11 protein-coding genes are annotated in these 13112 nt (G+C 65.2%); 3 read left to right on the top strand and 8 right to left on the bottom strand.

Annotated elements, in window-relative coordinates; translation table 11 throughout:
* Position 1: 1 nt before the first annotated feature.
* From K7I12_RS02875 to K7I12_RS02885, 3 genes are all read left to right on the top strand, one after another.
* Entirely contained in the window at positions 2-814 is an 813-nt protein-coding gene (locus K7I12_RS02875; RefSeq protein ID WP_231662945.1) for an endonuclease/exonuclease/phosphatase family protein, read from the top strand.
* Positions 815-940: 126 nt separating this feature from the next.
* A complete protein-coding gene (locus K7I12_RS02880) occupies positions 941-1498 on the top strand; it encodes a TRAP transporter small permease subunit (protein WP_031384937.1) in 558 nt (185 codons plus the stop codon).
* Positions 1498-2904, top strand: coding sequence for a TRAP transporter large permease (locus tag K7I12_RS02885; protein WP_031384936.1), 1407 nt, complete (start codon positions 1498-1500; stop codon positions 2902-2904). The genes K7I12_RS02880 and K7I12_RS02885 overlap by 1 nt, the downstream gene beginning before the upstream one ends.
* A 31-nt stretch (positions 2905-2935) precedes the next feature.
* Here K7I12_RS02885 and nuoN read toward each other — a convergent pair whose 3' ends face one another.
* From nuoN to nuoG, 8 genes are all read right to left on the bottom strand, one after another.
* Complete coding sequence (gene nuoN / locus K7I12_RS02890; RefSeq protein WP_231662947.1) at positions 2936-4390, bottom strand: NADH-quinone oxidoreductase subunit NuoN; 1455 nt, start codon at positions 4388-4390, stop codon at positions 2936-2938.
* On the bottom strand, positions 4387-5931 hold the full coding sequence (nuoM, locus tag K7I12_RS02895; RefSeq protein WP_231662948.1) for an NADH-quinone oxidoreductase subunit M: 1545 nt from the start codon (positions 5929-5931) through the stop codon (positions 4387-4389). The genes nuoN and nuoM overlap by 4 nt, the downstream gene beginning before the upstream one ends.
* An 87-nt stretch (positions 5932-6018) precedes the next feature.
* Positions 6019-7872: an NADH-quinone oxidoreductase subunit L gene (gene nuoL / locus K7I12_RS02900; RefSeq protein WP_031384933.1), complete on the bottom strand. Its 1854-nt coding sequence runs from the start codon at positions 7870-7872 to the stop codon at positions 6019-6021.
* A gap of 11 nt (positions 7873-7883) precedes the next feature.
* The gene (nuoK, locus tag K7I12_RS02905; protein ID WP_031384932.1) at positions 7884-8192 is read right to left on the bottom strand and encodes an NADH-quinone oxidoreductase subunit NuoK; all 309 of its coding nucleotides are present in this window, start codon (positions 8190-8192) and stop codon (positions 7884-7886) included.
* Entirely contained in the window at positions 8189-8734 is a 546-nt protein-coding gene (gene nuoJ / locus K7I12_RS02910) for an NADH-quinone oxidoreductase subunit J (protein WP_031384931.1), read from the bottom strand. The genes nuoK and nuoJ overlap by 4 nt, the downstream gene beginning before the upstream one ends.
* 26 nt (positions 8735-8760) lie before the next feature.
* The gene (gene nuoI / locus K7I12_RS02915) at positions 8761-9300 is read right to left on the bottom strand and encodes an NADH-quinone oxidoreductase subunit NuoI (protein ID WP_031384930.1); all 540 of its coding nucleotides are present in this window, start codon (positions 9298-9300) and stop codon (positions 8761-8763) included.
* Between the two features lie 30 nt (positions 9301-9330).
* The gene (gene nuoH / locus K7I12_RS02920; protein ID WP_231662949.1) at positions 9331-10311 is read right to left on the bottom strand and encodes an NADH-quinone oxidoreductase subunit NuoH; all 981 of its coding nucleotides are present in this window, start codon (positions 10309-10311) and stop codon (positions 9331-9333) included.
* Positions 10308-13088: an NADH-quinone oxidoreductase subunit NuoG gene (gene nuoG, locus K7I12_RS02925; RefSeq protein WP_231662951.1), complete on the bottom strand. Its 2781-nt coding sequence runs from the start codon at positions 13086-13088 to the stop codon at positions 10308-10310. Before nuoG ends, nuoH begins: the two co-directional genes overlap by 4 nt.
* Positions 13089-13112 lie beyond the last annotated feature (24 nt).

The following is a 13112-nucleotide window of genomic DNA, read 5'->3' on the forward strand; positions in this document are numbered from 1 at the left end:
CATGAGCAGCATACGCGCCACGCCGGCCGCGGCCCTCGCCACCCTGCGACTGATGACCTTCAATCTGCAGGTCGGCATCCAGACCTCGGCCTACCATCATTACCTGACGCGCAGTTGGCAGCACCTGCTGCCCCATCCAACGCGCCAGCGCCGCCTGGACGCCATGGGCGATGTGCTCAGGTCGTTCGACATCATCGGCCTGCAGGAGGTTGATGGCGGAAGCTTCCGTTCGGGTAACGTCAATCAGGTGGAATACCTGGCGCACCGGGCCGGGTTTCCGCATCACTACAAGCAGCTCAACCGCAACCTGGGCCGGCTCGCCCAGCACAGCAATGGTCTGTTGTCGCGGCTAACCCCCGAGCGCATCGAGGAGCACCGGTTGCCCGGCACCCTGCCTGGCCGCGGCGCCATCCATGCCCGCTTCGGCTCGGGTCCCGACGCACTGCACGTGTTTGTCGTTCATCTGGCCCTGAGCCACCGTTCGCGGGCTCGCCAGTTCGACTATCTCGGCGAGATCATCACACCGCTCAGCCATGTGGTGGTGATGGGCGATCTCAACTGCACCCCGGATCAACTCCACAGCCGTCATTCGAGCTTCTGCACCGCGCTACCGTTAAAGCCAGCGCGCCCTCTGTTGAGTTATCCTTCCTGGCAGCCAAGCCGGGCGCTGGACCACATCCTGCTGTCTTCGTCGCTGGAAGCGGACAACCTGCAAGTGCTCGATCAGCTTTACTCGGATCACCTGCCGATCGCCGTGGATATCCATCTTCCCGCTGCCTGCCGGCGCGCTCTGGCCAGACCGTCAGACCAATGACCGGTTGCCGGACTTTCCGGTACACGGGCACTGTGACGCTGATTTCAGGCGTGGCTTGGCGGTTGCCCGCACAGGGCCCGATAACACCAGAAAAAACGCAACCGCTGCCATGATAGCGAGGGATTCATGAACCGAGCTGCATCCGAACCGGCGCTCCTGGCCTGGATCGACACCCTTACCGAGCGGCTGGGCAAGGCACTCGCCTGGCTGGTCCTGATAATGATGCTGGTCCAGTTCCTGATCGTAGTGCTGCGCTATCTCTTCAACTTCAACAGCATCCCCATGCAGGAATCGGTGATGTACATGCACGCCGCGCTGTTCCTGCTGGCGGCCGCCTATACCCTCAAGCACGATGGCCACGTGCGCGTGGACATCTTCTATCGAGGCTTCTCGCCACGCGCCCAGGCCTGGGTCGACCTGCTGGGCACGCTGTTCCTGCTGCTGCCGTTCATGGGCTTCGTGATCGTCTCCAGCCTGGGCTATGTCGGCGCTTCATGGGCGATTCTCGAGGGCTCGCCGGACAACGGCGGCATCCCCGCCGTATTCCTGCTCAAGACCTTGATGCCGGCCTTTGCGGTATTGATGATCCTCCAGGGCAGCGCCGAGATCGTTCGCAAGTCGCTGATCATTTCCGGTCGCTTGCCGCCACAGCACAAGCATGATCACAGCGAGGAGCCGATCTGATGCTGGAATTCATGCCGCTGGTGCTGTTCGCTCTGATCTGTGCCGTACTGATGCTCGGTTTCCCGGTAGCGCTGACGCTGGCGGGCACTTCGCTGGCTTTCGCCGGGCTGGGCATGGGACTCGAGTCGCTGGGCATCGCTGCCAATTTCGATGCCAGCTTCCTGTCCGCGCTGCCCAACCGCCTCTACGGCATCATGACCAACCAGACGCTGCTCGCCGTGCCATTGTTCGTGCTGATGGGCGTGTTGCTGGAGAAGTCCAAGGTCGCCGAGACCCTGCTCGACGCCATGGCGCTGCTGTTCGGCTCGCTGCGCGGTGGGTTGGGAATCTCGGTGACGCTGGTCGGCATGCTGCTGGCCGCCTCCACCGGGATCGTCGGCGCCACCGTGGTGACCATGGGCCTGCTGTCGCTGCCGACCATGCTCAAGCGCGGCTACAGCCCGTCGCTGGCAACCGGCACGATCTGCGCCACCGGCACGCTGGGCCAGATCATTCCGCCGTCGATCGCCCTGGTACTGCTTGGCGACGTGCTCTCGTCGGCCTATCAGCAGGCGCAGTTGACGATGGGCATCTGGAGTCCCAAGACCGTATCGGTGGGCGATCTGTTCATCGGCGCGCTGGTCCCCGGGCTGATCCTGGTGGTGTTGTACATTGCCTATGTGGCGTTCATCGCCTGGCTCAAGCCGGAATCGGCACCGCCCGCCGATCGCCAGGAACTGATGGCCGAGCTCAATCATCAGGGCAGCCTGTTCAGCTTGCTGCTCAAGGGCCTGGTGCCGCCGCTGGTCTTGATCGTCACCGTGCTGGGCTCGATTCTCGGCGGCTTCGCCACGCCTACCGAGGCCTCGGCGGTGGGGGCCTTCGGCGCGCTGGTGCTGGCACTCGCCTATCGCAAGCTGGACTTCGCCACCCTGCGCGACGTGGTGCGCTCGACGACCCACGTCACCACCATGGTATTCCTGATCCTGATCGGCGCCGCGCTGTTCTCGCTGGTGTTCCGTGCCTACGGTGGCGAGCAGCTGGTCAAGGAGCTGTTCGTGAACATGCCCGGCGGCGTGGTCGGCGCGACGATCATCGTCATGCTGGTGATCTTCCTGCTCGGTTTCATCCTCGACTTCATCGAGATTACCTTCGTGGTGGTGCCGATTGTCGGCCCGGTGCTGCTGGCCATGGGCCTCGACCCGATCTGGCTGGGGATCATGATCGCCATCAACCTGCAGACCTCGTTTCTCACTCCGCCGTTCGGCTTCGCGCTGTTCTATCTGCGTGGCGTGGCCCCCGAATCGGTGCCCACCACGGCGATCTACCGCGGGGTGATCCCGTTCATCGTGCTGCAGCTTTGCATGCTGATGGCGCTGGCCTTCGTGCCCGAACTGGCGACCTGGCTGCCGGCCCAGTTCAAGTGACGCGACCAGCGCGGGCTGATGCCTGGCGCCGCTAGCCCGTATTCAGCATGGCGCCGCCCATGAGCCGCACCCATTCGATCATCGGTGTCGGGTAGATGCCCAGCAGGATGATCAGCAAGGCCACCCCCAGCACGACCACACCGCCAGCGCGCGCGCCCCAGTTCTCCGGCGCGTCACGCTTTTGCATGCCCGCCTCGGCCAGATACAGCGTGACCATCACCCGCAGGTAATAATAAAGCCCGATGGCGCTGCCCACGATCACGGCCCCCACCAGCCACCAGCGCTCGGCCTCGACACCCAGCGCGATGATGTAGAACTTGCCGATAAAGCCTGCGGTGAAGGGGATGCCGGCCATCGAGAGCATGGCCACGGTGAGCACCGCGGTCAGGTAGGGACGCCGCCAGAACAGTCCGCGATAATGGTGCAGCGCCGCCGCATCCTCGCCCCGATAGGGCGACGAAATCAGCGTCACCACGCCGAATGCGCCCAGCGTGGTCAGCATGTAGACCACCAGATAGACCCCGGTCGCTTCGACCGCAAACCCCTCGCCGATGACCACTGCCGTGAGCAGGTAGCCGAAGTGAGCGATCGACGAGTAACCCAGCAGGCGCTTGAGATTGGACTGGGTCAGCGCCAGCAGGTTGCCGACCAGCATGGTGAGGATCGCCAGTACCGCCAGCACGCCGTGCAGCCAGGCCCCCTGAAAGGCCGGCGCCGCCATGACCAGACGCAGCAGCACCACGAACACCGCGACCTTGCTGGCCGAGGCGAGAAAAGTCGATGCCGGCCCCGGACCGCCTTCGTAAACGTCCGGCGTCCATAGGTGAAACGGTACGATCGACAGCTTGAAGCCCAGTCCCATGAGCACCAACGCGGCCCCGGCAAGCCCCCAGGCACCGGGACTTTCCGCCAGACCGACCGTCAGGCCGGCAAAATCGAGCTGCCCGGTCTCGGCGTAGAGCAGCGCCATGCCGAACAGCAGGATGGCGCTCGCCGCCCCGGACAGCACCAGATACTTGACGCCGGCCTCGAGCGAGCGCCGCTCATGATAGGTATAGGCGAGCATGCCGTACAGCGGCATCGACAACAGTTCGAGGCCGAAGAGCAGCGTGGCCAGGTGGGTGCTGGCGGCCAGCACCAGGCCCCCCGCCGTGGCACACAGCAGCAGCAGATAGAACTCTTCGCGCGGTCCTCGATAGTGCTCGAGGTAAGCATGACCCAGCGTGGCACAGGCCAGCGCGGCGACCAGGATCAATACCGCGGCGAAGATCGCCAGGCCATCGACGGCCAGCATCGGCGTGGCCAGCGGCGCCATGAACCAGACGCCGATCAGCGAGACCAGCGCCAGGTTGAGTCCTGCGGCCGTGGTCATGGCGATGGCGGTATGCTGGCGGCGCCAGGCGATTGTCAGCATCACCACGATGGCCGTGGCACTGACCAGGATCAGCGGCGTCAACGCCAGCAGGTGCGTCGCGGTCAAGGTCATGGAGCCCCCGTCGGCAGAGTGGACGACTGTACAGCGGCACCGAACAGCTGCTGCACCTCGAGCATCGCCGCGCCGGTGGTATCCAGCAGGGGCTGTGGGTAGAGGCCGAACAGCAGCACCAGGCCGAGGAGCGAGAGCATCATCAGATATTCACGACCATCGAGGTCGGCGAAGCGCCCCTCGCCCTGCGCCGGTCCGAAGTGAACTCGCTGCATCAGCAGCAGTGAATAGACCGCCGCCAGCACCAGCCCGCCGCTGGCGATGACCACCGTCCAGGGGGCGACCGGGAAGCTACCGAACAGGATCATGAACTCGCCGAGAAAATTGGCGGTGCCGGGCATGCCCAGCGAGGCGACGACGAAGAACAGCGAGAATCCCGGCAGGCTCCCCATGCGCCCCCATAGACCGCCCATTTCGCGCATGTCGCGGGTATGCAGCCGTTCGTAGAGCTGGCCGCTCAAGATGAACAGCCCGGCCGCCGAGAAGGCATGCGCGACCATCAACATCACCACCCCCTGCAGGGCGAGCTCGGTGCCGACATAGATGCCGATCAGCACGAAGCCCATGTGCGAGATACTGGTATAGGCGATCAGCCGCTTGACGTCCTGCTGGCCGCAGGCCAGCAGCGCCCCGTAGAAGATGCCCACCAGGCCCAGCGCCATGGCTACCGGAGCGAAGGTCTGCGACGCCTCGGGAAACAGCGGCAGGGCGAAGCGCAGCATGCCGTAGGCGGCGGTCTTGAGCAGAATGCCGGCGAGATCGACGCTACCCGCGGTGGGTGCCTGGGCATGGGCGTCGGGCAGCCAGCCATGCAGCGGCACCACCGGCAGCTTGACCGCGAAAGCGATGAAGAAGCCGAGCATCAGCAGCATTGCCGTGCCTTCGGAAAGCTGGGTTTCCATCAGCGTCGCGTAACTGAACGAGTACTCGCCGGTATTGGCGTAGTTCACGAATACCAGACCGAGGATCGACACCAGCATCAACAGGCCGCTGGCCTGGGTATAGATGAAGAACTTGGTCGCTGCGCGGATGCGGGTCCGCCCTTCCGAGCCACTGTGCCCCCACAGCGCGATCAGGAAGTACATCGGCACCAGCATCAGTTCCCAGAAGAAGAAGAACAGGAACAGGTCGATCGCCAGGAAGACGCCGACCACGCCGCCGAGTATCCACAGCAGGTTGAGGTGAAAGAAGCCGACCCGGCGCACGATCTCGTTCCAGGAACAGAGTACCGCCAGTATGCCCAGAAAGCTGGTCAACGCGATCAGCACCAGCGACAGGCCATCAAGCGCCAGGTGCACGCTGATGCCAAAGCGTGGAATCCATGCCACCTGCCACTCCATGGACCAGCGAACGCCCTCGCTGGCGGTGCCCATCTGCGGCAGATAGTAGTCACCCTGGAACCACAGCCCCAGCGTGATCAACAGTTCGATCAACATCGTCGCCAACGCAATCCAGCGCGGCGCCTGATCGCCGAAGCGCTCGCCCTGCCAGCACAGCAGGCCGCCGACGAAGGGAATCAGGATCAGCCAGAGCAGCGTCATAAGCGGTGCATTCCCCGTGTTTGTCGATACATTGGTGGCCTCCCCCTGCCCCTCGTTATATAAACCATGATCCGCGAATCAAGCCGTTCAGCCGCCCAGTACCAGCACGATCAAGATCACCGTGATCCCCATCGCCATGCTGACGGCATACAGCCGCAGCTTGCCGGACTGGGTGTGGCTCAGCCCGCGGTGCGACAACCAGGCCGTCCAGCCTGCCACCAGCATCAGGCGATCGATGATGTCGTTGCGCAGCACATGGACCAGGCCGAGATAGGGGCGAACCAGCAACCGGTCGTAGACGATATCGAAGCCCCAGGCGTGATACCAGAATCGCCATAGCCGGGCCTCCCAGCCGCCAGCGACGCGCTCGGCGAGCCAGCGCCGGCGGCTGAGAAACAGCCAGGCGGCCAGTCCCAGGCCGCCCAGCGAGGCGGTCGCGGCGAGTATCTCCACCACGCTACGCACGATCCCCTCGGCCTCGGCACCCGGGCTCGCTGGCAACACGCCCGCCAGCGGCGGTTGGATCCAGGCGCCGAGAAAGGTCGACAGGATCGCTAGCACGAGCAATGGCAGGCCGTGGGCCAGCCCGCGACCGGCCTTGGCATGGCGCGCGTTGTCACTTTTCATTTCGCCGTGGAAGGTGCCGATGATCAGCCGCAGGGTGTACAGCGAGGTCAGCACGGCGCCGACCAGGCCCGCCAGCATCAGACCGCCATTGCCGGCCGCCCAGGTCTCCCAGAGAATCTCGTCCTTGCTGTAGAAGCCGGCGGTGATCAGCGGCAGCGCCGACAATGCGGCACCGCCGATCACGAAACCGGCATAGGCCAGCGGCAGCCGGCGCCACAAGCCGCCCAGGCGGCGCATGTCCTGCTCGTGATGGCAGCTGATGATCACCGAGCCGGCGGAGAGAAACAGCAGCGCCTTGAAGAAGGCGTGGGTCATCAGATGGAAGATTGCCGCATCATAGGCCCCCACCCCCAGCGCCAGGAACATATAACCGATCTGGCTCATCGTCGAGTAGGCCAGGATTCGCTTGATGTCGGTCTGGGCGAGTGCCGCAAAGCCGGCCATCAGCAGCGTCAGCGCGCCGATCACGCCGATCAGATAGAGTACCACCGGGGCCAGCTCGAAGATCCCGTACAGCCGGGCGACCAGGTAGACGCCGGCGGTAACCATGGTCGCCGCGTGAATCAGTGCCGACACCGGCGTGGGGCCGGCCATGGCGTCGGCCAGCCAGGTGTGCAGCGGCAACTGGGCCGACTTGCCCAGCGCGCCACCGAGCAGCAGCAGGGCCGCCAGCTGAACCTCGAGGCCGCCCTCACTCCATACCTCGGGGGCGCGGGTGAGGATCTCGGCGATGTTCAGCGTGCCCAGCGCGTTGAACAGCAGGAACAGTCCGATGGCCAGGAACACATCGCCCAACCGAGTGACGATGAACGCCTTGAAGGCCGCCCAGCCATTGGCCGAGGTCTGGTAGTAGTAGCCGATCAGCAGGTAGCTGCACAGGCCGACGCCTTCCCAGCCCAGGAACAGCAGCAGTACGTTGTCGCCAAGTACCAGCAGGGTCATGCTGAACACGAACAGGTTCATGTAGGCATAGAAGCGCCGCAATCCATGCTCGCCGCGCATGTACCAGGCGGCGAACAGATGGATCAGAAAGCCGATGCCGGTGATGATCGACAGCATGGTCAGCGACAGGCCGTCGAGACGCAGGCCGATGGTCGGCTGGAAATCGCCCACCGACAGCCAGGTCCAGAGCGTCATGTCGAACACCTCGCCGACCTGGAAATTCCAGGCCAGCCAGGCGGTGACCAAGGCCGCCAGCCCGACGCTGGCCACGCCGACCACGGCGCTGGCGCGTGCATTGAGCGTGCCTCGCGACAGGGCCAGGATCAGGGTGCCGACCAGCGGCAGTAAAAACGTCAGTGGCAACAACGACATCGACAGCTCCCTTAGCCGCGCATTCGGTTGGCGGCGTCCACGTCAAGCGACTTGAAGCGATGGTGAAGCTGGATCAGCAGCGCCAGGCCCACGCTCGCCTCGGCCGCCGCCAGGGTGATCACCAGCAGGTACATCGTCTGGCCTTCCGGCTGGCCCCAGGCCGCACCGCCGACGATGAACGCCAACGCCGCGGCGTTGAGCATGACTTCCAGGCTCATCAGCACGAACACCATGTTGCGCCGGGTAATCAACCCGGCGAAGCCCAGCGCGAAGAGGATCGCCGCCAGCACCAGGCCGTGTTCCATGGGTATTCCGTTCATGGCGCCTCCTTGCGGGCAGCGGATTCGGCCTGGCTCTCGGGCTTGTCGGGGGACGCCGCGCGACCGACGTGCGATGCCGTGACCAGCGCCGCCAGCAGCAGCATGGCGCCCAGCTCGACGACCATCAGCCAGGGCCCGAACAGCAGCGAGCCCACCGCCTTGGCGGTGACGACCTCACCGCTGATCATGCGTCCGGTATTGCCCGACCATAGCGTGGCCACCAAGGTCACCAGCAGCACCGCGGCCAGCAGCGCCGGACCCAGCCAGATGCGCGGCTTGAGCCAGGCCTTCTCCTGGGCAGTGGTCTGCTCACCCAGGTTGAGCATCATCACCACGAACACGAACAGCACCATGATCGCCCCGGCGTAGAGGATTACCTCCAGCGCTGCGGCGAACGGCGCGCCCAGCGCTAAGAACACCAGCGCCACCGAGATCAACGAAACGATCAGGTAGAGCAGTGCGTGCACCGGGTTGGTATTGGTGATGACCCCCAGTGTCGCCAGTACGGCGACCAGACCACTCAGATAGAAGGCAATTTCCATGGTTGCGTCCCGCTAGTGAATGCTGACTACGGCAACAGCGACTTGATGTCGATCGGCTGTTCCTCGTTCTGCGCCTGGCCCTTGTCCTTGCCGGCAATCGAGAGTCCCGCCACCTTGTAGAAGTGATAGTCATGATCCTTGCCGGGCCCATTGATCAGCAGGTCCTGCTTCTCGTAGACCAGTTCCTGGCGCTTGAACTCGCTCATCTCGAAGTCCGGGGTGAGCTGGATCGCCGAGGTCGGGCAGGCCTCTTCGCACATGCCGCAGAAGATGCAGCGCGAGAAGTTGATGCGAAAGAACTCGGGATACCAGCGCCCATCCTCCTGCTCGCCCTTCTGCAGCGAGATACAGGCCACCGGACAGGCGACCGCACACAGGTTGCAGGCCACGCAACGCTCCTCGCCGTCGGGATCGCGGGTCAGCACGATGCGTCCCCGGTAGCGCGGCGGCAGATAGACCGACTCCTCCGGGTAGTTGAGCGTCTCGCGCTTGCGGAAGCTGTGCATGAAGACCATGCCCAGCGTGCGCAGCTGGGAGACGGTGCCCTTGATCACGTTCATGAACATGGCCATATCTCCTCGATTACAGTGGCGTGATCACAGCGGGTCGGCGATCAGTACCACCGCCCCGGTCACCAGCAGATTGATCAGAGTCAGCGGCAGGCAGAACTTCCAGCCGAAACTCATCACCCGGTCGTAGCGCGGGCGCGGCAGCGAAGCGCGCAGCAGCACGAAGAACACCAAAAAGGCGCCGGTCTTGAGCGCGAACCAGACGATCGGCGGCAGCAGCGGGCCGTGCCAGCCCCCGAAGAACAGCGTCACGATCAGCGCCGAGACCAGCACCATGCCGACGTATTCGCCGATGAAGAACATCCCGAACTTCATGCTCGAATACTCGACGTGATAGCCGTCGGCCAGCTCCTGCTCGGCCTCGGGCTGGTCGAAGGGGTGACGGTGGGTCACCGCGATGCCGGCGATCAGGAAGGTGACAAAGCCGAAGAACTGCGGGATCACGAACCACAGTCCCTCCTGGGCGTTGACGATCTCGCGCATGTTGAACGAGCCGGTCATCGCCACCACGCCCATCAGCGCCAGGCCCATGAACACTTCGTAGGACAGCGTCTGCGCCGAGGCGCGCATGGCGCCGATCAGGGCATACTTGTTGCCGCTCGACCAGCCGCCGAACAGCACCGCGTAGACGTTGATGCCGGCCATGGCGAGGAAGAACAGCAGGCCGATGTTCCAGTCCAGCACGCCCCAGCCCGGGGTTATGGGAATGATCAGGAACGACAGCAGCAGAGAGGCCATGGCGATCGCCGGGGCCAGCACGAACAGTGTGCGATCGGCGAACGGCGGGATCCAGTCCTCCTTGAAGAAGATCTTGATCATGTCGGCCATGAGCTGCATCGAGCCGAACGGCCCGACCCGGTTGGGCCCGTAACGATCCTGCCACAGTCCCAGCAGGCGCCGTTCGACCACTGTCATCATCGCCCCCAACAACACTGCGCCGAGCAGAATCACCACGGCCTGAAGCATGGCGATCAGACTGGCGACGACCGTCGGCGACAACCAGTTCATGGGCGATCTCCTGTTTCATCGCCACGCCGTGTCGCGGCGCCGGCGTCGCGATAGTTCGTTGCCCGCGTGCTCAACCCGGCCCAGTCACCGCTGACCAGCGCCGGCTCGACGCCCGCCGGCACACCGATCAGCCCGGCGGGTAGCGCGGCATCGAGCTGCACCGGCAGGCTGCACCGGCCGCCCTCGGTGGCCACGTCGAGCAGCTCGCCGTCGTTACAGCCCAGCCGCTGGGCATCGTCGGCCGACAGCCGCAGCGTCGCCGGGGCGCTGCGCTCGACGATCGGCGCGGCGCGCGCCGAGGTCTCCTCGCCGCCGAACAGCCGTGGCAGCACTACCACCTGCCAGGCTGAGTCGCGCGGGGTGAAATTCGCCGGTAGCGAGGTGTGGTATGCATAATCGCCCGGCTGCGGGTGCAGCAGGCGCACCCCGGGATCGCCGGCGCTCAGATGGCCGCCGATCTCGTCGGTGAACTTGTTCCAGGCCTGCGGCGAGTTCCAGCCCGGCGCCCAGGCGAAGGCGACCTCTTCGCGCGGCCGATCGAAGCCGTTGTAGCCTTCCATCGAGAAGGTGAACGGCGAATCGGCATCCTGGGGGGCGCGCGGCTCGTTGACGTCGAGATGCGCGCGCATCGCGGTGCGTCCGCTGTAGCGGTGCGGCTCGCGGGCCAGCTTGAGACCGCGCACCCGGTAATCGGCGCCCGGCGCGGCGCCGAGGATACCGTGCAACTCGGGATGGCGCTCGGCGCAGGCTCGGGTCACTGCATCGAGGGTGATCTCGCCGACATCGTGGCGCAGCATGTCGGCGCGCAGCGCATGCAGCCAGCGCCAGCTCTCGTGAATACGCGTCTCGGGACGGATATAGCGCGGATCGAAGACCTGAAAGAAGCGCTGGGCGCGCCCCTCCAGGCTGACCAGGGTGCCATCGGCCTCGCTAAAGGCCGCCGCCGGCAGGCCCAGGTGGGCATGCTGCCAGGTGGCGGTACGCTGATGGTCGAGGGCGATCACCGTCTCGGCACGCTCCAGCGCGGCATCGACCCGGGTGCGCGGCGCGCGCTGGTAGAGATCGTTCTCGAGGATCACCAGCGCATCGGCGCGGGCGCTGGCAAGTTCGTCGAGCGCCCATTCGAGCGGTTCGCCGCCAAGCATCGCCAGGCCGGTGCTGTTGGCCTCGCGACGCACCAGCAGCAGGCTGCCTTCGCGAGCCGAGCGCGATAGTGCCCGGGCCACGCTGCCGGCCGCCTCGATTACCGCCAGCGAGCCCAGCGAACCGCCGCTGACGATCAGTGGACGGCGTGCCGCGAGCAGCCGCTCGGCGATGGTTTCGGCTTCGCGCCGGGTGGCTTCGTCGAGGCCTTCCACCGCCGGGGCCGCCGAATCGATGGCGTGCGCCACGGCGAAACCGAGCCGTGCGATATCGTCCGGTGCCAGCGCCCAGCTCGCGGCGCTGACGTCGTCGAGCCCGGTGGCGGTGGGGTAGGCGATATACAGTGGGTGATAGCTGTCCTGGCCGAGCGTCCTGACCGCCTCGTCGTTCCAGGCCGGGATGTCGCGCTCGGCGGCCAGCTCGTTGCGTCGCGCGGTGGCCGCCTGGCGCACCGCCAGGCCGACCCGCGCGGCACTGGCGATCAGATCCTCGCCGAGCACCAGTATCGCGTCATGATCTTCGACGTCGCGCAGCGTCGGGGTGGGCAGTCCGCAATTCTGATTGAGCGCGTGCATCGCCGTCAGGCAGGCCAGCTCCTGCGCGGCGATGCCGGTCGAGAAGTTGCCTTCGCCGACCAGCTCGCGCAGCTGATGATTGCTTTCGAGACTCGCCCGCGGCGAGCCGATGCCGATCACCCGGCGCGCGGTGCGCAGCAAATCGGCGCCGCGGTCCAGTGCGGCGTCGACTTCCAGGGTCACCGAGGCGTCGCTGCGATCGCTGCGCCACTCGGGCCGTAGCGGGCGATCGCGGCGATTGACGTAGCCATAACCGAAGCGGCCCCGATCGCACAGGAAGTAGCGGTTGACCTCGCCGTTATAGCGATTCTCGATGCGTCGGATGTCGCCGTAGCGTTCGCCGGGGCTGATGTTGCAACCCGCCGCGCACTGATGGCAGATGCTTGGCGCGAACTGCAGATCCCACTTGCGGGTGTAGCGAGCGGAGTGGGTCTGGTCGGTGAACACCCCGGTCGGGCAGACCTCGGTGAGGTTGCCGGAGAAGGGGTTCTCGAGCACACCGTCCTGGTGACGGCCGAAATAGAGATTACTGTTGGCGCCGAAGGCGCCGAGGTCGATACCGCCGGCATAGTCGCGGTAGAAGCGCACGCAGCGATAGCAGTTGATGCAGCGGTTCATCTCGTGGGCGATGAACGGCCCCAGGTACTGATTGCGGTGGGTGCGCTTGCGAAAGCGATAGCGCCGACGGTCGTGACCGGTCATCACCGTCATGTCCTGGAGGTGGCAATGACCGCCCTCCTCGCACACCGGACAGTCGTGAGGGTGGTAGGTCATCAGCCACTCGATCACGTGGGCACGAAACGCCTTCGCCTCGTCGTCGTCGATCGAGATCCAACTGTCATCGGTCGCCGGGGTCATGCACGACATCACCAGCTTGCCCTGGGTGTCGTCGGCGTCCTTGTATTGCTTGACCGCACACTGGCGACAGGCGCCGACGCTACCCATCGCTGGATGCCAGCAGAAATAGGGAATGTCGAGGCCCAGCGACAGGCAGGCCTGCAACAGGTTGTCCGACCCGTCCACCTCATAGGCGTTGCCGTCCACGTGAATCGTCGCCATGCCGTTACCTCGCCTTGGGATGAA

The organism is Halomonas sp. IOP_31, assembly GCF_021151495.1.
GTDB lineage: Bacteria > Pseudomonadota > Gammaproteobacteria > Pseudomonadales > Halomonadaceae > Modicisalibacter > Modicisalibacter zincidurans.